Source organism: Citrobacter sp. wls718 (assembly GCF_005280945.1).
Classification (GTDB): domain Bacteria; phylum Pseudomonadota; class Gammaproteobacteria; order Enterobacterales; family Enterobacteriaceae; genus Citrobacter; species Citrobacter gillenii.
In genome coordinates, this window is the sequence record NZ_SZWV01000118.1 from 9,345 (window position 1) to 28,489 (window position 19,145).

22 protein-coding genes and 1 pseudogene are annotated in these 19,145 nt (G+C 50.4%); 11 read left to right on the forward strand and 12 right to left on the reverse strand.

Annotated elements, in window-relative coordinates; translation table 11 throughout:
• Positions 1 to 12 precede the first annotated feature (12 nt).
• Entirely contained in the window at positions 13 to 639 is a 627-nt protein-coding gene (gene ycaC, locus FDW95_RS22670) for an isochorismate family cysteine hydrolase YcaC (RefSeq protein WP_096757333.1), read from the reverse strand.
• A gap of 236 nt (positions 640 to 875) precedes the next feature.
• Between ycaC and leuE the strand changes: the two genes are divergently transcribed.
• The 4 genes from leuE to FDW95_RS22690 all read left to right on the forward strand — a co-directional run bounded on the left by leuE (position 876) and on the right by FDW95_RS22690 (position 3,091).
• A complete protein-coding gene (leuE, locus tag FDW95_RS22675; protein WP_115259957.1) occupies positions 876 to 1,514 on the forward strand; it encodes a leucine efflux protein LeuE in 639 nt (212 codons plus the stop codon).
• Positions 1,515 to 1,689: 175 nt separating this feature from the next.
• Positions 1,690 to 2,052, forward strand: coding sequence for a DUF1971 domain-containing protein YeaR (gene yeaR / locus FDW95_RS22680; RefSeq protein ID WP_096757332.1), 363 nt, complete (start codon positions 1,690 to 1,692; stop codon positions 2,050 to 2,052).
• A 3-nt stretch (positions 2,053 to 2,055) separates the two neighbouring features.
• A complete protein-coding gene (locus FDW95_RS22685; RefSeq protein ID WP_096757331.1) occupies positions 2,056 to 2,238 on the forward strand; it encodes a DUF1869 domain-containing protein in 183 nt (60 codons plus the stop codon).
• A gap of 208 nt (positions 2,239 to 2,446) precedes the next feature.
• Positions 2,447 to 3,091, forward strand: coding sequence for a hypothetical protein (locus FDW95_RS22690; RefSeq protein ID WP_115258709.1), 645 nt, complete (start codon positions 2,447 to 2,449; stop codon positions 3,089 to 3,091).
• 54 nt (positions 3,092 to 3,145) lie between these two features.
• Here FDW95_RS22690 and fdhF read toward each other — a convergent pair whose 3' ends face one another.
• Positions 3,146 to 5,293 carry a formate dehydrogenase subunit alpha gene (fdhF, locus tag FDW95_RS22695; protein WP_115258708.1) on the reverse strand — a complete coding sequence of 716 codons (2,148 nt, stop codon included), beginning with the start codon at positions 5,291 to 5,293 and terminating at the stop codon, positions 3,146 to 3,148.
• 358 nt (positions 5,294 to 5,651) lie between these two features.
• Between fdhF and FDW95_RS22700 the strand changes: the two genes are divergently transcribed.
• A complete protein-coding gene (locus FDW95_RS22700) occupies positions 5,652 to 5,900 on the forward strand; it encodes a GlsB/YeaQ/YmgE family stress response membrane protein (RefSeq protein ID WP_115258707.1) in 249 nt (82 codons plus the stop codon).
• A 49-nt stretch (positions 5,901 to 5,949) separates the two neighbouring features.
• Here FDW95_RS22700 and yoaJ read toward each other — a convergent pair whose 3' ends face one another.
• Genes yoaJ through FDW95_RS22715 form a run of 3 tightly spaced genes read right to left on the reverse strand, consistent with a single transcriptional unit; the run spans position 5,950 to position 7,198 of the window.
• Positions 5,950 to 6,024 carry a protein YoaJ gene (gene yoaJ, locus FDW95_RS22705; protein WP_099530266.1) on the reverse strand — a complete coding sequence of 25 codons (75 nt, stop codon included), beginning with the start codon at positions 6,022 to 6,024 and terminating at the stop codon, positions 5,950 to 5,952.
• 2 nt (positions 6,025 to 6,026) lie between these two features.
• Positions 6,027 to 6,125, reverse strand: a complete 99-nt coding sequence (locus FDW95_RS22710; protein ID WP_096757327.1) for a YoaK family small membrane protein — start codon at positions 6,123 to 6,125, stop codon at positions 6,027 to 6,029.
• A 47-nt stretch (positions 6,126 to 6,172) separates the two neighbouring features.
• A complete protein-coding gene (locus FDW95_RS22715) occupies positions 6,173 to 7,198 on the reverse strand; it encodes a sensor domain-containing diguanylate cyclase (RefSeq protein WP_115258706.1) in 1,026 nt (341 codons plus the stop codon).
• A gap of 186 nt (positions 7,199 to 7,384) precedes the next feature.
• Here FDW95_RS22715 and FDW95_RS22720 point away from each other — a divergent pair, with 186 nt between their 5' ends.
• On the forward strand, positions 7,385 to 7,633 hold the full coding sequence (locus FDW95_RS22720) for a DUF333 domain-containing protein (RefSeq protein ID WP_115258705.1): 249 nt from the start codon (positions 7,385 to 7,387) through the stop codon (positions 7,631 to 7,633).
• 7 nt (positions 7,634 to 7,640) lie between these two features.
• Here FDW95_RS22720 and FDW95_RS22725 read toward each other — a convergent pair whose 3' ends face one another.
• On the reverse strand, positions 7,641 to 7,988 hold the full coding sequence (locus FDW95_RS22725; protein WP_115258704.1) for a DUF488 domain-containing protein: 348 nt from the start codon (positions 7,986 to 7,988) through the stop codon (positions 7,641 to 7,643).
• Positions 7,989 to 8,186: 198 nt separating this feature from the next.
• Here FDW95_RS22725 and FDW95_RS22730 point away from each other — a divergent pair, with 198 nt between their 5' ends.
• Complete coding sequence (locus FDW95_RS22730) at positions 8,187 to 8,894, forward strand: CTP synthase (protein WP_115258703.1); 708 nt, start codon at positions 8,187 to 8,189, stop codon at positions 8,892 to 8,894.
• A 37-nt stretch (positions 8,895 to 8,931) separates the two neighbouring features.
• On the opposite strand, the gene FDW95_RS22735 is transcribed toward FDW95_RS22730, so the two are convergent.
• Entirely contained in the window at positions 8,932 to 10,119 is a 1,188-nt protein-coding gene (locus tag FDW95_RS22735) for a CynX/NimT family MFS transporter (RefSeq protein WP_115258702.1), read from the reverse strand.
• A 99-nt stretch (positions 10,120 to 10,218) separates the two neighbouring features.
• On the opposite strand from FDW95_RS22735, the pseudogene FDW95_RS22740 reads away from it, so the two are divergent.
• Positions 10,219 to 11,011: pseudogene (locus FDW95_RS22740) on the forward strand (helix-turn-helix transcriptional regulator); the annotation flags it as partial.
• Here FDW95_RS22740 and FDW95_RS22745 read toward each other — a convergent pair.
• From FDW95_RS22745 to dgcJ, 3 genes are all read right to left on the reverse strand, one after another.
• Entirely contained in the window at positions 10,994 to 11,440 is a 447-nt protein-coding gene (locus FDW95_RS22745; protein ID WP_016152803.1) for a DUF441 domain-containing protein, read from the reverse strand. The pseudogene FDW95_RS22740 and the gene FDW95_RS22745 overlap by 18 nt on opposite strands.
• A gap of 144 nt (positions 11,441 to 11,584) precedes the next feature.
• Positions 11,585 to 12,088: a YbaK/prolyl-tRNA synthetase associated domain-containing protein gene (locus tag FDW95_RS22750; RefSeq protein WP_115258700.1), complete on the reverse strand. Its 504-nt coding sequence runs from the start codon at positions 12,086 to 12,088 to the stop codon at positions 11,585 to 11,587.
• Between the two features lie 45 nt (positions 12,089 to 12,133).
• The gene (dgcJ, locus tag FDW95_RS22755) at positions 12,134 to 13,624 is read right to left on the reverse strand and encodes a diguanylate cyclase DgcJ (RefSeq protein ID WP_096757320.1); all 1,491 of its coding nucleotides are present in this window, start codon (positions 13,622 to 13,624) and stop codon (positions 12,134 to 12,136) included.
• Between the two features lie 177 nt (positions 13,625 to 13,801).
• Here dgcJ and FDW95_RS22760 point away from each other — a divergent pair, with 177 nt between their 5' ends.
• Genes FDW95_RS22760 through FDW95_RS22770 form a run of 3 tightly spaced genes read left to right on the forward strand, consistent with a single transcriptional unit; the run spans position 13,802 to position 15,667 of the window.
• A complete protein-coding gene (locus tag FDW95_RS22760; protein ID WP_115258699.1) occupies positions 13,802 to 14,572 on the forward strand; it encodes a class I SAM-dependent methyltransferase in 771 nt (256 codons plus the stop codon).
• Positions 14,573 to 14,585: 13 nt separating this feature from the next.
• The gene (locus FDW95_RS22765; protein WP_115258698.1) at positions 14,586 to 14,996 is read left to right on the forward strand and encodes a hemerythrin domain-containing protein; all 411 of its coding nucleotides are present in this window, start codon (positions 14,586 to 14,588) and stop codon (positions 14,994 to 14,996) included.
• A 38-nt stretch (positions 14,997 to 15,034) separates the two neighbouring features.
• On the forward strand, positions 15,035 to 15,667 hold the full coding sequence (locus FDW95_RS22770; RefSeq protein WP_170973041.1) for a CatB-related O-acetyltransferase: 633 nt from the start codon (positions 15,035 to 15,037) through the stop codon (positions 15,665 to 15,667).
• 75 nt (positions 15,668 to 15,742) lie between these two features.
• Here FDW95_RS22770 and FDW95_RS22775 read toward each other — a convergent pair whose 3' ends face one another.
• Positions 15,743 to 17,020: a YeaH/YhbH family protein gene (locus FDW95_RS22775; protein WP_096757316.1), complete on the reverse strand. Its 1,278-nt coding sequence runs from the start codon at positions 17,018 to 17,020 to the stop codon at positions 15,743 to 15,745.
• A 122-nt stretch (positions 17,021 to 17,142) separates the two neighbouring features.
• Complete coding sequence (yeaG, locus tag FDW95_RS22780; RefSeq protein ID WP_096757315.1) at positions 17,143 to 19,077, reverse strand: protein kinase YeaG; 1,935 nt, start codon at positions 19,075 to 19,077, stop codon at positions 17,143 to 17,145.
• Between the last annotated feature and the right edge of the window lie 68 nt (positions 19,078 to 19,145).

Genomic DNA, 19,145 nt, shown 5'->3' on the forward strand with positions numbered 1-19,145 from the left:
AAATTGCGGATATTATTTTCCGGAAGCCAGCGTGCTGTAGCTGGTCATCAGGTTGCGATAGTCAGGAATATGGTTGGAAAACAGCGTGCCCAGCCCTTCAACGTCATTACGCCAGTCGCGGTGTAATTCACAGGCCAGACCGAACCAGGTCATCAACTGCACGCCGGCAGAAGACATACGGTTCCAGGCAGAGTCGCGGGTCAGCGGGTTAAAGGTGCCGGACGCATCGGTAACCACGAACACGTCGAACCCTGCCTCAATGGCCGATAGTGCAGGGAAGGCGACGCACACTTCGGTGACGACACCGGCAATGATCAGCTGTTTTTTACCCGTCGCTTTAATCGCGTTGACAAAATCGTCGTTGTCCCAGGCGTTAATCTGCCCCGGGCGGGCAATGTAAGGGGCGTCAGGAAACAGCGCTTTCAGCTCAGGAACCAGAGGGCCATTAGGACCGGTTTCAAAGCTGGTGGTCAGAATGGTGGGGAGTTTGAAGTACTTCGCCAGATCGGCCAGCGCCAGCACGTTGTTTTTAAACTTGTCGGGATCAATATCACGGACCAGCGACAGTAAACCTGCCTGGTGATCGACCAACAGTACGGCAGCCTGATCCTTATCCACACGTTTATAGGTAATCGTCATTTTTTCTTTCTCCAGGTGATGAGAGGGGGCCTCGACGGCGAAATCTATTGATAAACAGTAGTGGCTATCCGGGGTATTGGGTAGTCGCAAAAATGAGTTTCATCGTTGCAAATCTGGAACGAAAAATATTCTGCAACAGAGTGCGCTATTCATAAGCTTCTCTTTCCATCAGGTGATGCATTCGTTAGCATATTGTCTCGCAGCAAGTGCATGTGTTTTATCAGGAAGAGGTTAACGTGTTCGCAGAGTATGGAGTTCTGAATTACTGGACGTATTTGGTGGGGGCTATTTTTATTGTACTGGTACCGGGGCCCAATACGATATTCGTGCTGAAGAACAGCGTAGGGCGAGGGGTGAAGGGCGGTTACCTTGCAGCCTGCGGGGTGTTCATCGGTGATGCCGTGCTGATGTTTTTGGCCTACGCAGGTGTTGCGGCACTGATCAAAACAACGCCCGTTTTGTTTAATATCGTGCGTTATCTGGGGGCTTTTTATCTGTTATATCTCGGCGCGAAGATTCTGTATGCCACGTTAAAATCGAAGGCCACGGAGACTGCGGCCGAAGAAACGCCCTTTGGTGCTATTTTCAAACGTGCATTAATTTTGAGTCTGACTAATCCAAAAGCCATTCTGTTTTATGTGTCGTTTTTCGTTCAATTTATTGACGTCAATGCAACACATTCAGGGTTGTCGTTCTTTATTTTGGCCATTACGCTTGAAATCGTGAGCTTTTTCTACCTGAGCTTCCTTATTTTCTCCGGTGCTTTTGTCACGCAGTATATTCGCACCAAGAAGAAACTGGCGAAGGTGGGCAATTCTCTCATCGGTTTAATTTTTGTGGGATTTGCCGCCCGTCTGGCGACGCTTCAGTCTTAACACCATTAGCCCGCTCCAGGCGGCGGGCTTTGCGTTTTTCCCCATTCTTATCATTGTCCATCAGTAAGAATACTAACCAATAAATGGTATTTTAAATGTATATTTTGAGGCGTACCCTGTTCACAGCAGCGATTCAATAAGGCTCGCTGGTTGTCGACTGGAAAAGGGAAGAAAGATGCTTCAAATTCCACAGAATCACATTCATACACGCTCAACACCGTTCTGGAACAAAGACACTGCGCCTGCCGGAATTTTCGAACGCCACCTTGATAAAGGTACCCGTGCGGGGGTTTATCCTCGACTGTCGGTTATGCAGGGGGCGGTCAAATATCTCGGATTCGCAGATGAGCACAGCCCGGAGCCCGTAGAGGTGATGATTATTGAAGCCGGTCAGTTTGGCGTTTTTCCACCGGAAAAATGGCATAACATCGAAGTGATGACCGACGACACCTACTTTAATATCGATTTTTTCGTTGCGCCTGAGGTTCTGATGGAGAGTGCTAATCAACGAAAAGTCGTGCGTACCGGCAAGGAGTGAGTCATGAGTAAAGCAACCTATACCGTCACCGTAACCAATAACAGCAATGGCGTTTCTGTTGATTATGAAACGGAAGCGCCAATGACGCTGTTGGTACCCGACGTGGCAGCCGAAGTGGTCAAAGATCTGGTGAATACCGTACGTTCGTACGATACAGAAAATGAACACGATGTTTGCGGCTGGTAACGCCATAAACGCCGTTACTCTATGATTTATATAAAAAACCGCAGCATGCTGCGGTTTTTTTATTGACTGACATCCTGTGACTGGTTACTTAAACAGTCCGAAAAAAGAATTCTTAAGAAAACCTTAAGAACATCGCATTCATTGCTAATAGGCAACCATTCACAGGGGTTATGATCGGTACACAGTAACACTACAGAACATCTTGCTTATGAAATTGAACACCCAGCTTACATTACCCACACTCATTCTTGGATTGGTCATCGTCGCGATCCCGTTCACCGCAAACTGGAATCTTCCTCTGTTAAACGGCACCGTTGTCAGATGGATTGAAAATGGGCAGGCGCTGTGGCTACTGTTTGGCGCGATATTTACTCTCGTCTATATTCGGCCTTTATCTCGTCCTGAAGGTGAGAAGCAATTTTGGCTGTGGGCGGCAGTGTGGTGGCTGGTTTTACTGGGCAGAAGCACCAGTTGGGGACGTGATTATTTCCCTGAGCACCCTAAACTTCTGTTCAGAACCATTTCAGTCGTGTTAATTGCCATGATTATTCTGCCAGTGTTATTGTCGAAGCGCTTACGGCAGGATATTGCACGTCGTGTACGTAATGAACCGCTGCCGATTTGGCTGCTGGCAATCACCACCTGTGCATTTTTAATATCTGACACCGTAGAACATCATCGCCTGCTGTCGCCACTGTTTCTGCATAATGCCCATTACGGCGATCTTATTGAAGAGCTGTATGAACTGCCGTTTATGGTGGGATTATTTCTGATGAACCTTGGTTTTATGCGGCGAGATAAGAAGGAAGAATACGCATCTGTTCGTGTAGGCAAGCAACTGCTGGCTAAGTGATCGAAATAACAGCCTGAGCCTTGAACAAAAGACTCAGGCTGTGTGTACTGTTATTTACGCAATAGCCTCACATAAACGTGACTTCATCTCGCTATATGATTGCGCAGCATACTTCTCTGCCCAATGTTGATCGGTGATGTGTTCGATATTCACCGCGCAATACTTGGTTTCCGGCGTTTTCGAGATAGGATCAAGATTATCCTGGGTTAACTCGTTACATGCGCCAATCCACCACTGATACGTCATATACACCGTTCCGCTATTGATGCGCTCGGAGACATCGGCACGGCTGATGACTTTCCCTCGACGGGAACTCACCCACACCAGGTCACGATGACGGATCCCCTGTTTGGCGGCATCCTGAGTATTGATTTGCACATAGCCCGGTTCATCTGCCAGCGCCTGCAGTGCTGCGCAATTGCCGGTCATGGAACGACAGGAGTAATGCCCCACTTCGCGTACGGTACAGAGCACCATCGGGTATTTTTCATCCGGTACTTCGGCAGGGGCTCGCCACTGAGCGGCAAACAGCTTGCCCTTACCGTTGGCGGTATCAAACCGACTATTCTGATAGAGATACGGGGTGCCAGGGTGATCGAGATCCGGGCAAGGCCACTGAATATGGCCCATATCGCCCATTTTCTCATACGTTACCCCATAGAATAGCGGACAGAGTTCGCGCATCTCATCCCAGATTTGCTGGTTGTTTTGATACTGCATTGGGTAACCCATTTCGGTCGCCAACAGACTGATAATTTCCCAGTCGCGCTTCACATCCCCGGTGGGTTCGATCGCCTTCTCAAAACGCTGAAAACCACGATCGGCGCAGGTAAAGACGCCACCGTGTTCGCCCCATGAGGTTGCGGGCAGGATAACGTCGGCCATTTCCGCCGTCTTGGTCATGAAGATGTCCTGCACCACGATAAAATCAAGCGCGTTGAAGCCTTCTCGAACCAGGCCCAAATCGGCTTCGGTTTGCAGCGGATCTTCCCCCATGATGTAGTAGGCTTTAACTTTGCCTTCAATCGCCAGATGCGGGACTTCGGTGATCCGTGTGCCCACCTTGTCATCCATCAGGTTGACGTCAATCCCCCAGGCTTGAGCAAATTTCGCTCTCACTGCGGAATCGGTAACGTCCTGATAGCCCGGAAATTGATTGGGAAGCACGCCCATGTCGCATGCGCCCTGAACGTTATTCTGCCCGCGTACCGGGCCGACGCCGACGTTAGGTCGACCCAGATTGCCGGTCAGCAAGGCCAGACTCGACAACCCACGCACGACGTCGACAGCCTGGCCGAACTGCGTCACGCCCATTCCCCACATCACCGTCGCTGACGGTGCGGCGGCAAAGGTGCGCATCGCCTGGCGTACCTGTTGAGCTGGCACCCCGGTGAGGTGTTCAACGGTTTCAGGCGCATAGTCCTTTACGGTTTCCCAATAGCTTTCCAGGCCTTCGGCATGCTTTTGTACGTATTCACGATCGTAGAGCTGCTCTTCAATCAGCACGTGTCCAAAGGCGTTGACCAGCGCCATGTTACAGCCATTTTTCAACTGCAGGTGCTGGTCTGCAATACGCGCGGTTTCAATGCGGCGAGGATCGCAGACAATGATTTTCGCCCCGTTCTGACGGGCTTTGATGACCCGGCGGGCGACTATCGGATGAGAGTCTGCGCAGTTATAGCCAAAGATGAGCAGGCATTTGGAATTTTCAATGTCGCTGATGGAATTGCTCATCGCGCCATTGCCTAAGGTTTCCTGTAATCCGGCAACGGAAGGGCCATGACATACGCGAGCACAGCAGTCGACATTATTGGTGTTGAGCACGCCACGCGCGAACTTTTGCATCACATAGTTGGTCTCATTTCCTGTTCCACGGGAAGAGCCAGTAGTCATGATGGCGCGGGGACCATGAGCATTTTTGATGTCGGATAAGCGTTTTGCCGTGTAGCGAATGGCTTCATCCCAGCTGACGGGCGTGAACTTTCCCCCTTTTTCATAACGGATCAGCGGGCGAGTTAGACGGGGAGTCAGAAGGCGCGTGTCGTTAAGAAAATCCCAACCGTAGTAGCCTTTCAGACATAGCTGGTTTTGGTTGGTCACCCCTTCAGCGGCTTCGGCGCGGATGATTTTGTTATTTTCAACAACAAGCTTGAGCTTGCACCCGGCCCCGCAGTATGGGCATACACTGGTGATTTTTTTCATCAATAACAGACCTGTTAAATGCTGAAATAGCGCGAATTGTAGACGCAGCCACGTGAATAGGTCACGGGCTACGATGTATCGTAGTGACGGGCTGTTAAAGCATAAAGTGTGCCAGAATTGAAAACGTAGTCACGGTAGGGTTGGGCTGCGAAATTAAACGTAAAGTCACTGACGAAACGACATTAATGACGATAAACGTCAGAAAAGATCGCCATTTGCGGTGATCTAAGATCATGAAACATCGGAATAAGATGAAAATCCATGGTGATGGTGATCACAAATTTTAATTTTTCGGCGCTATGCTATGCTTTTAAATAACGAGTCAATCGTTCACGTAAAAACATAAGCGAGGAAAAAAATGGGTATACTTTCATGGATTATTTTCGGTCTTATCGCTGGGATATTGGCAAAATGGATTATGCCGGGCAAGGACGGCGGCGGATTCTTTATGACTATTATTTTAGGGGTTATCGGTGCAGTCGTTGGCGGTTGGATCAGTACATTGCTTGGCTTTGGCAAAGTGGATGGTTTCAACTTTGGCAGCTTTGCCGTGGCGATTATCGGCGCGCTCGTTGTTCTGTTTATCTACAGAAAAGTCAAAAGCTAAATCAAAACAGATATTGAAGTAGAGGCCACTTCGTGTGGCCTTTATTTTTTTACCACCAGCCCAATTCGGTGCCGAGTACCACAATAATGGCGACGCCAATCATGATGAGCGTTGTTTTTTTCATGGTTATGCTCCCGGAGCGGCGTAGCCGCCAATAAAGAACCAGGATAAAAAAACAACGGCGGAAATGAAGATAATGACAGGAAAAATAATACCAATCCGCATGGTTTCACCAGCCAACGTTATGTGAAGATGAGCCAGAATAACAGGGCTTAATGCGTGACAAAAGCAGTTTTGCCCTCGCGTTTTTTATCCAGGTACATCGCGCTATCAGCGTTATGAAGCGCACAGTTTAAGTCGGTTTCTCGCGGATCGACTTCAATCACGCCCAGGCTGGCGCCAGGATAAAACAGGCTGATAGCGCCAAGCTGATAGTCGCCGCAGAGTTGTTGTTGCAACTGGTCTTTAACCCTTTGCATGCGCGTGTGTTGATCTTCTTCACTTTTTTGTGACAGACCCGCGACGAGAAATTCGTCGCCGCCCAGTCGGCCGAGAATATCGTTTTCACTACACACATGGCGCAAACGTTGCCCAACCTGGATCAAAAATTGGTCACCAACTTCATGGCCAAAACGGTCATTGATCAGCTTGAAATCATCTAAATCAATATAGGCGACGATAATTTTTTGCTGCAAATGGCGAGCCAGCGAAAAGAGGGTTTCCATATTTTCGAAAATGGCCCGACGATTAGGTAATCCGGTGAGCGCGTCGGTGTAGGAGTGTGCAATGAGTGCCGCATTCGCTTCACGTAATTGCGCCACCAGTGACTCTTTTTGAATCGACTGGGCAATCAGACTCGCAAACAGATGCAGGACCTGCTCTCCGCGTTGGCTCAACGTTTGTTGCTGCCGGCTGGTGGCGCAAAGCGTGCCGTAAAATGTCCCATCCGGAAGGTGGACTGGCGTGCTCAAAAAGGTGGTAATTTCCAGCGCGCGTGCGGCGGCACAGTCTGGCCAGCGAGCGGGGACGTTATCACTGTACAGGCAGTTTTCTTCGATTGCGCGCTTGCACAACGTTTCATCCCACGGCACCGACAAACCCTCGGGTATATGCATCTGTCGGCTGTTACGTGCATACAGAATATGCTGCAGGCGTGCATCTAAATCGACTTTGGTTAAATAGGTCGACTCCATGTCAGTCACCATTTCCAGCATCTCCAGAAGTTGCCGAACCAGACCCTCAACAGACTGCTCGGTGGCTAATGATTGTGAGACTCTGGCAAGGATCATGTCAGACATGAGAGGTAAATACTCCTGAGTAGTAACAACGACGGTGATGCCTGCATGATAAAACAACACTGTGAAAGATGAAACAAGCCGAACTGTATGAAATGTAAGCGGAGAATGAAAACGCATCAGTAAAACATGGAGGTAGGCGGGCAGTCAGGGTAATCTTCCGCAATAACATTATTTGCAGGAGCGGTCATGAAATCTATGTTTATTGTGTTGCCAAGTATGCTGATGTTAGCGGGATGTTCGACGCAACCCGATGCACCAATGCCACCGAAAGTGGGTATGGCGAATCCGGCATCCGTCTATTGCCAGCAAAAAGGAGGTTCGCTGATTGCGGTACAAACGCCGCAAGGGGTACGTTCTGACTGCAAGCTCCCCGGAGGAGAAGTAATCGACGAATGGGCGCTTTGGCGCAGAGATCACCCGGCTAAAACGCAGTGAGAGCCTGCTACCATTGACGTAGCCACTCGGCCAGCACGAGAGCGTGGTTTTGCTGCGTATTTTTTGCCGCATACAGTAGCGTGACGGTCTGTTGACGCGCGATGTCAGCAAGCCGTTTCCCTTCCTGCTGCTGTTGAGCAAGCTCGGCGCGGTATAGTTCTGCGAAATGTTTAAAATCAATAAGTTCAGCATGAAATGCTTTGCGTAATTCAGTCGAGGGCGTGAGCGCTTTATTCCACTCATCGCAGGCCAGGTCGGTTTTTTTTAACCCCCGTGGCCACAGTCTGTCGACCAGAACGCGATAACCATCATTTTGTTCAGCCGGGTCATACACGCGTTTACATTGAATATTCATTTCTCAATCCGCTCCGTTATGTCACCGAATGGAGACGTTTTATTATCGTCTTTACGGTACATTAAGATCGTAAAACGTGACCATTATAGCATTTTGTCGCGACTGACTCCCAATTTAAGGGATTGTGAAAACAACAAAATATCGGTAGGGTGAGGCTCCTTATGTTGTCCCTTATTGTCTGGACACAAGGAAACTCTCATGGACATTTCCCCTGTAAAAAATACACTTCGCATTGCGCTGGTCGGTGACTACAACCCTGACATTGTCGCGCATCAGGCGATTCCCCTTGCTATTGATGACGCTGCCGCGGTGCTGGAATTAATGGCGGATTACGACTGGCTAACCACATCGGATATTAATAGCGGTGAGGACCTGGTCGGCTATGACGCTATTTGGGTGGTGCCCGGTAGCCCGTATCAGCATCCAGAAGGTGCGCTGACGGCTATTCGTTACGCCCGTGAAAACAGTATTCCCTTTCTCGGCACCTGCGGTGGTTTTCAGCATGCCATCCTCGAATATGCCCGCAACGTGCTGGGTTGGCACGATGCCGCACACGCAGAAACGGATACCGAAGGTCGCATGGTAATTGCCCCATTGAACTGCTCGCTGGTCGAAAAAACGGATGATATCGAACTGCGGGCGAATACGCTGATCGCCAGAGCCTACAATCAGGAGGTGATCTCTGAAGGTTATCACTGCAACTACGGCGTATCGCAAGCCTTTGCCGACGAACTGGAGCGTGGGGATTTACGCGTGACGGGCTGGGATGAGGCGGGAGATATTCGTGCCATTGAACTGGTGACGCATCCTTTTTATGTTGGCACGCTCTTTCAACATGAACGGGGTGCCTTGGCGGGGAAACCCGTGCCACTGGTTCAGGCGATGTTACGCGCGGCGCGCGGATAAAAAGTCGGGCAGATCTGCAATGAGCCTGCCCCATGCGTTATGGCGAGGTTATCTCACGGCTGCGTCCAGCATACAGGCCAAACACAGCCATCAGCGTCGCTAGCAGGGCGACGCCAATCAACGGTATCTGCCAGTTACCGTTGAGGTCGTGAATTTTGCCCATTAACGGCGGTCCACACGCCGCCAGCAAGTACCCCACAGACTGCGCCATACCGGATAGCGCAGCCGCCTGGTGCGCAGAACTGGCACGAAGTCCGATGAACGTCAGTCCGAGGATCATCGTCGCGCCCGAGCCAAAGCCAAATAAAATCGTCCACAACACGGCCTGGTTGGGTAGCAGCCAGAATCCTGCGGCTGCAATCGCACACATTAATGAGACCAAAGCGGCAATGGCGCGTTGATCCTTCAATTTAAACAAGATTAAAGGGATCAGTAAGCCGGGTGCGGCAGTAGCGAGTTGCAGCAAACCGTGCAGCGAACCCGCCTGCGCCTCGCTGTAGCCATGGCTAATCAAAATAGCGGGCAACCAGCCGATAATCACGTAATAGACGAGTGAGTTGATCCCCAAAAACAGCGTCACCTGCCAGGCGAGGCTGGAGCGCCAGATCCCTCGGGAATGCAACGCGCGCGAGTTACTCATCGTGGCATGGCTCGTCTGGCGATACTGCGGTAGCCAGATAAACAGCGCCAGCAGCGGAAAGACCATCAACATCATCAGCGCACCGCGCCAGCCGAATCCGTTAAGCGCCAGCGGCACCACGATGGCTGAGCCAATGGCGGCCGCAGCTCCCATCGTCAACGAGTACGCCCCGGTAAGTTTTGCGACATGTTGTGAAAAATCACGCTTAATCAGCCCCGGAAGCAGCACGTTGCCTAATGCTATCCCACAGCCAATGAGGGTGGTTCCACCAAATAAGAATGGCGGCGAGGGCAATGAACGTATGGCAATACCGGCGCAAATCAGCAGCATGGCGGCAAACAGACTGCGCTCAATACCCCATCGACGGGCAACGCCCGCCGCCAGGGGGGAAACTAACGCAAAGGCCAGCAGCGGCAGGGTAGTCAGGAGCCCCGTCTGGGCGGTCGTCAGCGCGTAATCTGCGCGAATGGCATCCAGCAGTGGCGCAGCACCGGTAAAGGTAACGCGAAGCGTGGTGGCGATCATCAGGATACCCGCAATCAGCAACGCACCTTGTTTGCCGCGGGGGGAAGGGGAATAGGTCATCTTTTTCTCTTATCGTCAGGCGAGGCGATACCTTACCGTTTTTACACCATGGATGAATCAAGCTAAAATGACAGATTATCGCTAAAATCGGACAACGTTATGCTGGGACTGAGGCTGGACGGGTATGAACCGGATCGCTATCACGATGCCGCTGTGGCTTTTTGTATTCAGGCTCAGGAAGATGAACTCTTCAGCCCGCTGCATCAGCACCGTAAAGGCCAGTTGATCCTGGCATTGCATGGCGCGATTACCTGTGAAGTTGAACACGCCATGTGGATGGTGCCACCCCAGTACGCGGTGTGGATCCCGGGTGAGATCCCTCACAGTAATCACGTCACCGTTGGCGCTGAGCTGTGTTTTTTGTTTATTGAACCGCAGGCGGTGGTGATGCCTGAACGTTGCTGCACGCTGAAAATATCACCACTCTGCCGGGAACTGATTCTTTCGCTGGCGACCAGAACCGATGCCCAGCGGCTGGAGCCGTCAACGCAGCGGCTGACGCAGGTTTTGTTTGATGAACTTCCGCAGCAACCGCAGGAGCAAATGCAGCTGCCGGTTTCCGATCATCCGAAAATTCGCAGGATGGTCGCAACGATGGCGCAGGAGCCCGCGCAATGGCAGACCTTGGGCCAGTGGGCTAGCGTGTTTGCGATGAGCGAACGCAATCTTGCCCGGCTGGTGGTGAAAGAGACCGGGCTGAGTTTTCGCCGCTGGCGTCAGCAACTACAGTTGATTCTGGCATTACAGGCGCTGGTTGATGGTCGTAACGTCCAGCAGGTCGCCCACATGCTGGGTTACGATTCAACAACCGCCTTTATCACCATGTTCAAAAAAGGCCTGGGTCAAACCCCAGGCCGTTATCTGACGGGGCTGGCTACTGTTTCCCCACAATCAGCGAAACCAGACCCGCGGCGATGAGCGGCCCCACAGGGACGCCGCGAAACAGCGCAACGCCCAGTACCGTACCGACCAGCAACCCGGCGACTAACTGCGGCTGACTGCCCATCAGCGTGACGCCACGTCCACCCAGCCAGGAGACGAATACGCCGATAGCAATGGCGACCAGTGACTTCCAGTTTACGAAGGAGTGAATGAGCGTGGAGGGCGGTAGCGTTCCGCTGGCGATCGGTGCCATCACGCCAATCGTCAGGATAATAATCCCGACAGTCAGGCCCTGTTTTTCAATCCACGGGAAAAAGGTGTTCAGCGGGGTGACACGGACAATAATCAGCACCAGGATTGAAACGGCGACAGTGGTGTTGTGGCTGACAAAGCCCAGAGCTGCCAGTCCGAGCAGGATCAGCAGAGTGACATCAAACATCGTAGTTTCCTTGCCAAAAAAGATAAGCCTGCTTACTGTACGCGCAAATGCGTGGTGGAACAGGCTTTTTTTAGTGATGTATACGCTATTTGGGCGAACGCATAACCGTGCGTTTCTGTGCCGGTAACGGGGCGTTATAGCGTGTTATTGCGTGCGGCGAAACGTGACTAACTCCGGTTGCGCAATGCGCAGGTAATCCTGGGTGTCCATAATGACCGATTTGTCCAGCACCCCGGCGTTAAAGGCAATCTCATCAAAACGCTCGAACAAGAGTGGATCGGCGACCAGCTTGAGCTGAGGATGGAAGCTGAAAGGAGGAATGGCGCCAAAGACGCATCCCGTCAGTTCATCCACTTCAGCAGGGCTTGCCAGGGAGGCCCTCAAGCCGCCAAGATGGCTGGCGAGTTGGCTCAGATCAGCCTGTTGATCGGCAGAAAGAATAGCAAGCACATGCTGATTGACGACATTGCCTTTCACTTTACACACCAGAGCTTTTGCACCCTGACCCAAGGCTGTGCCACGAATCTCTGATACCGCCTCGCATTTGCCGACGGCGTCGTGGCTGACCACGCGGTACGTTGCGCCGTGTTCCGACAATAACGCGACCAAACGTTGATGGGTTACATTACCTGTATTTACTTCCGTCATCTCTTACTCCTGATACCACAATAAAAATCCTGCGCAGAAAAAGTATCACGAACGAGGGTGCTTTTTCTGTTTGTTGAGATACAGCTGGGCGTCAGAGGCTTTGTAAGCATCGTTAATGGTGTCACCCGGCTGCATATTATAAATGCCGGCGGAAAAGCTAACGGAGGTCCCCGGCGCAATAATGTGTAAGTTCTCGTCGATCCGTTCCAGCAACTGAGGAGTGAGCTCGGCAGGATAATCGATCAGAATCATGCAGAACTCATCGCCCCCGAGGCGAATAGCATAATCACTTTTGCGGATCGCGTTTTGAATCGCTTTGGCCAGAATAGTGATAATACGATCGCCTTCCTGGTGTCCCAGCGTGTCATTAATGGTTTTTAGCTTGTCACAATCAATAGCGATAAATGTCACCCGCGTTCCGGCGTTGACCAGTTGCTGCAAACGTTGCTCAAGCGTTGGCGTTAAGATTTTACGGTTGTACAACCCGGTCATCGCATCGCTGATATTTTCGCGCCGGACGTTATGATACAAACGAAAGTGGGTTCTGACCAAATTCAGCAGTAGCGCGGTTGCCAGCAGGTAAAAAGCGAAAATTTTCCAGGAAGAGACAATAAAGTACATTAAATCAAGGGAGAGTGTGATCCGTATTCCGCCGGGAATATCATTAACATATTGCACATACTGGAACAGGTTTGATTCACTCTGGTTGATGACGATCTCTTTTCCTGAACTGACGTCAGACAACGTGACGTTCAGATAACGCCAGACGAGGGGACGATCGCTGGTATAAAAAATATGCCGCAGATTGTCCTTGTTCACATCCACCATCACGACGCCTTTGAGTTTACCGGCGTAATAGACCGGGGTGATAAAGCTCATGACTTTTTCTTGCGTCAGATCATCCTCATAAATACTGGAAATGACGGTGCGGCCGGTAAAAACATCATCGATATCGTTCTGGTGAATTCCCAGCGTGCCTTTTTGCAAAAAAGACCAATGATTCATCGTGAACTGATTAGAGTTAATCAGGTTGTAGAAATAGATATAGTTATTATTTAAATCAATGTAATAACGAAATTTATACTCCAGTGTGGCTAATCCATGGCCATAATCGACCAGTTCACGATTGACGTTGACCGCCTGGTCGAAAGCGGGCAACAAGAATATGTCATCAAGTTGTTCAATACAGTTTGCTGAGTGGGTCTGTAAAGTACCGCGTAACGGCAGGTAGCTATGTGAGGTGAGATTCAGCCCGTACGTGCCGTTAACGTGCTCAAATGCCTGGCACAGTGCTTTTCGTTGTTCAGCAGAAACAGGGGCTTTGGGCGATGAAAAACGGCGCATTAAATGGGCGGCAATACTCTGATTAGTGTATTTATCATACAGGAAAGAAGAGTCGGCTTTCTCAATGACATAACGCATATAGGCGTTCATTGCCCGATCGCTGGCAATCAGTTCGTACACCAGAAAAGAAGAGGTCAAAACAATAACGCTTACGGAGATAAAGTGCCGGAGCGCTTTATGATGAAATTTCATAATGTTTTTCAGCCCTGTAAGTCCGATACTTCAGTTTATCACACGCTAAACGTCCACTCTAACGGTATGGGAATGACCCATTGTTGGCTATTTTTGTAATAAAAATCATTCGTACTCTTCACCTTTAATCTCTAATGTTGTATTTATAATGCAACTTATAGAAAAGGAGACAGGCCGATGAGTACGATGGAAAAAGCAGGCCATACATTTCTGGCCAGCCTGGGGAAAACCCGCCTGCGCCCGGGGGGTATAGAAGCCACAGAATGGCTGTTCAGCCAGTCGCAATTGACGTCAGACAGTCAGGTGCTTGAAGTGGCGTGTAACATGGCGACCACGGCGATTGAACTGGTGCAACGCTTTGGCTGCACTGTATACGCCATTGATATGGATAAAAATGCGCTGGTTAAGGCGAGAAATAACGTCGCTGTCCATGGGCTGGAAAATCACATTCATGTCATGGCCGCTAATGCGAATACTATTCCTTTCGCCGACAACAGTTTTGACGTGGTGATTAATGAAGCCATGCTCACGATGTACGGTGATAAGGCTAAGACGAAGTTGATTGCGGAATACCATCGGGTACTGAAACCTGGTGGGCGCTTGTTAACCCATGACATTATGTTTACGGCGCAAAAACTGGGAGAGGGCGATCAAAACCAGCTTCAGCAGGTTGTGAAGTCAAATGTGAGTCCACTGACGCAGCAAGGCTGGCGCGATCTATTTCTGGGCGCGGGATTTGAACAGGTGCTACAGCAAAATGGTGAAATGTCGCTAATGTCGCCGCAGGGGTTAATTCGTGATGAGGGATTTAACGGCGCCCTTAAAATTGCTTATAACGGACTACGCACGCATGAGAATCGCCAGCGTTTTCTTAAGATGTTCCGTTTTTTCCGCGCACAGCGTCACCAACTCAACTATATCGCCTGCTGTTCCGTAAAGGGTAAATAAAAAGGATAAAGGGATGAATCTGGATAAAATGAAACATCAGCACGTTGATATTCTCGAAAAAATATCTTTTCTACGTACGTTAAGCCAGTCCGGGGTATCATCCAATGCGCAGCAAATTGCTGCGGCGATCGTGAGCATGAGTGCGATCATTAAAACGCATCTGTCAGCGGAAGATCAGTTTCTTTATCCTCAAATTGAACAGGATGGGAATAGTAAACTCAGACAGGTCAGTACCCAATTTCAACGTGAAATGGCGGATATTGTTGGTGAGTATGATGCGTTTTCGCGCCGCTGGAATATTGCCAGCAAGTTGATGGGTAATGACGAGGCGTTCAGACGCAACGCCAATACCGTATTACGCAAAGTGTTTGAGCGTATGCAGCGGGAAAATAAAGATTTCTATCCGCTGGTAGAAAGGATGTAATGTGCGTTAAGAACATAACTGAGTAAAGGGCTACTGGAATGTCAGAAAAACACTGGTCGAGAATGGAATATCTTCACCAGACAGTGACGAATCCCAATATCGTAATTAAAGGGACGCACAGTTATTACAGCGACTGCTGGGATAAAGGCTTTGAGGCTTCAGTCGTGCGATATTTACTTGGCGACGAGGTTAGCAGAGAGTGGGAACCGCTCGGGCATCTGGATAAGTTGATCATCGGTAATTTCGTCTGTATTGGTGCCGAGAGCGTGATTGTTATGGGGGGAAACAGTACCCACCGGTTGGACTGGATAAGTCTTTACCCCTTTATGGCGTCCATCAACGATGCCTACCAGTTTCGCGGAGACACGGTTCTCAAGGATGGCTGTTGGTTAGGTATGCGCGCGATGATTATGCCTGGCGTGACGGTTGGAGAAGGCGCTGTCGTGGCTGCGGGTGCTGTCGTGACCAAAGATGTACCTCCGTATGCGATTGTCGGCGGGAATCCGGCGAAGATCATAAGATATCGACTTCCCGAAGAGGATATTAAACGATTGCTGGCGCTGGATTTGTATCAACTGGCGGAAGAGACGCTGGTGGCGTTGCAACCGCTGTTGTCATCTGGCGATATTTCAGCGTTGGAGTTGAGCGTTGCCCGGCAGAGACAAGTGTAAACGGCGTATAGGGCGTATCATGTTGAAAAATCAGCCAGAAACAGTACGTAACTGGCCGATCGTCAATGGTTCATCTCAACTTGTGGCACTCTGCTTATGAAACAGTTCCCGGAACACCGGATAGATATCATCCTGGTCACGGATATGCTGCATGGCAAAGTTATCAAAGGTCGATTGCAGATGCTCGTACTCACGCCATAAGGTCTGGTGCGCGCGGCGGGTGATTTCGATATAGCTATAATATCGCACCACCGGCAGCAGTTTTTTCGCCAGAATCTCATGGCACAACGGTGAGTCATCCGCCCAGTTATCGCCATCTGATGCCTGCGCCGCATAGATATTCCACTGGGCAGGATCGTAACGATCTTTCACCACTTCATCCATCAACTTCAGCGCGCTGGAGACGATGGTGCCCCCGGTTTCCTGAGAGTAGAAGAACTCATGCTCGTCCACCTCTTTTGCCTGGGTATGGTGGCGAATGTAAACCACTTCCACGTTCTTGTAGGTACGGCTTAAGAACAGATACAGCAGAATGTAAAACCGCTTGGCCATATCTTTCGTTGACTGATCCATCGAGCCGGAAACGTCCATCAGACAGAACATCACCGCCTGGCTGGAAGGATCGGGTCGTTTTTCATAATTTTTATAGCGTAAATCAAAGGTATCGATAAACGGGACGCGTTCAATTTTTGCCCGCAGTTCAGCAATCTCTTTGCGTAGGCGTTCTTCCTCCAGCAACTGCGCCGGTTCTGTATTGGCGATGGTCTCCAGGTCAGCTTCAAGCGCGTGCAGCTCCCGACGTTTACCTGCCGTCATCGCCGTGCGGCGCGCCAGTGAGTTTTGCAGGGAACGCACCACGCTGATATTGGCTGGCACCCCATTGGAGGTGAAACCCGCACGGTGGGTTTTGTATTCCGTTAACTGACGTTGCTGATTTTGCTTCAGATTCGGCAGTGCCAAATCTTCAAACAGCAGATCCAGATACTCATCTTTAGAAATTTGAAACACGAACTCATCCTGGCCTTCTCCATCCTGGCTGGCCTGGCCTTGCCCGCTTCCTGAACCCCCGCCGCCGCCCTGAGGGCGTTCTATACGGTCGTTCTGCACAAAATGGTCGTTACCCGGATGTACGCGATGGCGCAGGCCTCCACGCCCCTGATGGAACATCGGTTCGCTAATATCATCGGTTGGGATAGAGACAGACTCGCCACTATCGACATCAGTCACCGAACGCTTATTAATGGCCTCGGAGATCGACTGTTTAATTTGTGATTTATAACGGCGCAAGAAGCGCTGGCGGTTAACCGTGCTCTTGTTTTTACCGTTAAGACGTCGGTCTATGAACCAGGTCATATGCCCCCCGTACTGCCAACTGTTCGCCATGTCTGTAAGTGCCGGATGGCGCTGGCGCTTATCCGGCCTACGGAACATTGTTTTGCATGCCCGGTAAGCGCATGCGCCACCGGGCACTTATGTTAAGACGATTTACGTACGCGCAAATACCATTCGCACAGTAAACGCACCTGTTTACGCGTGTAGCCTTTTTCCATCATGCGGTCGACAAAATCGTCGTGCTTTTTCTGCTCGTCAGTTGAGGTTTTAGCGTTAAACGAAATGACCGGCAGCAACTCCTCGGTGTTGGAGAACATTTTCTTCTCAATAACCGTGCGCAGTTTTTCGTAACTGGTCCAGTTTGGATTACGACCGCTGTTATTCGCTCTGGCGCGCAGAACAAAGTTGACGATCTCATTACGGAAATCTTTCGGGTTGCTGATACCCGCCGGTTTTTCAATTTTTTCCAGTTCTGAATTCAGCGACTCGCGGTCAAACAGCTGACCGGTATCCGGGTCACGGTATTCCTGATCCTGGATCCAAAAATCCGCATAGGTGACATAACGGTCAAAAATGTTCTGTCCATACTCGGAGTAGGATTCCAGATAGGCGGTCTGGATCTCTTTGCCAATAAATTCAGCGTATTTCGGGATCAGATAACCTTTCAGGAACTCGAGATAACGTTCGGACTGCTCCTGCGGGAACTGCTCGCGCTCAATTTGCTGCTCCAGAACATAGAACAGGTGCACCGGGTTGGCTGCCACTTCTACATGGTCAAAGTTAAACACGCGGGAGAGGATCTTAAACGCGAAGCGCGTTGACAGACCGTTCATCCCCTCATCGACTCCGGCGTAATCCCGGTACTCCTGATAGGATTTCGCTTTCGGATCGGTGTCTTTCAGGCTCTCGCCATCGTAAACGCGCATCTTCGAGTAGATGCTCGAGTTTTCTGGCTCTTTCAGGCGAGAAAGAATGGTAAAGCGAGACAGCGTTTCCAGCGTACCCGGTGCGCACGGCGCGTGGGTCAATTCACTGTGATTAAGCAATTTCTCGTAGATCTTGATCTCTTCGGAAATGCGTAAGCAATACGGAACCTTCACGATGTATACGCGGTCAAGGAAGGCTTCGTTATTTTTGTTGTTACGGAACGTCACCCATTCAGATTCGTTTGAGTGGGCAAGAATGATGCCGTTAAACGGCAGGGCAGAAATACCTTCTGTCCCGTTGTAGTTACCTTCCTGCGTTGCGGTCAGCAGAGGATGTAGCACTTTAATCGGTGCTTTAAACATCTCCACGAACTCCATAATCCCCTGGTTAGCCCGGCACAGTGCGCCGGAATAGCCGTAGGCATCCGGATCGTTCTGGGCGTGGTGTTCGAGTTTACGAATATCCACTTTGCCGACCAGCGCGGAAATGTCCTGGTTGTTCTCATCGCCCGGTTCCGTTTTGGCGATAGCGATTTGTTCCAGAATAGACGGCCACACTTTAACCACGCGGAATTTGGTGATGTCTCCACCAAAATCATGCAGACGCTTCGCGGCCCATGGCGACATAATGGTGCCAAGATAGCGACGTGGGATCCCGTACTCTTTCTCCAGGATTTGTGCATCTTCCTGCGGATTAAACAGGCATAACGGGTGATCGTTAACCGGGCTGCGTTCACCGTTGGCGCTCAGGACATAAATCGGTACCCTCTGCATCAGCGACTTCAGTCGCTCAGCAAGAGAGGATTTTCCTCCCCCTACAGGCCCCAGCAGATACAGGATCTGCTTCTTCTCTTCCAGCCCCTGCGCCGCGTGCTTCAGATAGGAGACAATCTGTTCAATCGCGTCTTCCATGCCGTAAAACTCTTCAAACGCGGGATAACGTGCAATAACCCGGTTAGAGAAGAGTCGAGAAAGTCGAGGTTCATGGGCAGTATCGACCATGACAGGCTCACCAATAGCCATTAATAGCCGCTCTGCCGCGTTGGCATAAGCACTGCGATCTTGCCGACAAGTGGTAAGAAACTCCTGCAGCGTGAACTCTTCGTCCTTGGCAGCTTCATAACGCTGGCGATAGTGATCGAATATATTCATGGTATGCCGTCCTTTCGTTTTTTAGCACATGTTAAGAGCCGTTCATATGAATAGTAGAGGCCCCTGAA

Bases quoted from the DNA above. Each gene is read 5' to 3' on its own strand.
- FDW95_RS22720 (WP_115258705.1), top strand. From the start codon at position 7,385: ATGAAATCTATGTTTATTGTGTTGCCAAGTATGCTGATGTTAGCGGGA.
- fdhF (WP_115258708.1), bottom strand. From the start codon at position 5,293: ATGAAAAAAATCACCAGTGTATGCCCATACTGCGGGGCCGGGTGCAAG.
- FDW95_RS22715 (WP_115258706.1), bottom strand. From the start codon at position 7,198: ATGTCTGACATGATCCTTGCCAGAGTCTCACAATCATTAGCCACCGAG.
- FDW95_RS22710 (WP_096757327.1), bottom strand. From the start codon at position 6,125: ATGCGGATTGGTATTATTTTTCCTGTCATTATCTTCATTTCCGCCGTT.
- FDW95_RS22730 (WP_115258703.1), top strand. From the start codon at position 8,187: ATGGACATTTCCCCTGTAAAAAATACACTTCGCATTGCGCTGGTCGGT.
- FDW95_RS22725 (WP_115258704.1), bottom strand. From the start codon at position 7,988: ATGAATATTCAATGTAAACGCGTGTATGACCCGGCTGAACAAAATGAT.
- dgcJ (WP_096757320.1), bottom strand. From the start codon at position 13,624: ATGAAATTTCATCATAAAGCGCTCCGGCACTTTATCTCCGTAAGCGTT.
- FDW95_RS22700 (WP_115258707.1), top strand. From the start codon at position 5,652: ATGGGTATACTTTCATGGATTATTTTCGGTCTTATCGCTGGGATATTG.
- FDW95_RS22690 (WP_115258709.1), top strand. From the start codon at position 2,447: ATGAAATTGAACACCCAGCTTACATTACCCACACTCATTCTTGGATTG.
- yeaG (WP_096757315.1), bottom strand. From the start codon at position 19,077: ATGAATATATTCGATCACTATCGCCAGCGTTATGAAGCTGCCAAGGAC.
- FDW95_RS22685 (WP_096757331.1), top strand. From the start codon at position 2,056: ATGAGTAAAGCAACCTATACCGTCACCGTAACCAATAACAGCAATGGC.
- FDW95_RS22770 (WP_170973041.1), top strand. From the start codon at position 15,035: ATGTCAGAAAAACACTGGTCGAGAATGGAATATCTTCACCAGACAGTG.
- FDW95_RS22765 (WP_115258698.1), top strand. From the start codon at position 14,586: ATGAATCTGGATAAAATGAAACATCAGCACGTTGATATTCTCGAAAAA.
- yeaR (WP_096757332.1), top strand. From the start codon at position 1,690: ATGCTTCAAATTCCACAGAATCACATTCATACACGCTCAACACCGTTC.
- FDW95_RS22750 (WP_115258700.1), bottom strand. From the start codon at position 12,088: ATGACGGAAGTAAATACAGGTAATGTAACCCATCAACGTTTGGTCGCG.
- FDW95_RS22745 (WP_016152803.1), bottom strand. From the start codon at position 11,440: ATGTTTGATGTCACTCTGCTGATCCTGCTCGGACTGGCAGCTCTGGGC.
- ycaC (WP_096757333.1), bottom strand. From the start codon at position 639: ATGACGATTACCTATAAACGTGTGGATAAGGATCAGGCTGCCGTACTG.
- FDW95_RS22775 (WP_096757316.1), bottom strand. From the start codon at position 17,020: ATGACCTGGTTCATAGACCGACGTCTTAACGGTAAAAACAAGAGCACG.
- FDW95_RS22735 (WP_115258702.1), bottom strand. From the start codon at position 10,119: ATGACCTATTCCCCTTCCCCCCGCGGCAAACAAGGTGCGTTGCTGATT.
- FDW95_RS22760 (WP_115258699.1), top strand. From the start codon at position 13,802: ATGAGTACGATGGAAAAAGCAGGCCATACATTTCTGGCCAGCCTGGGG.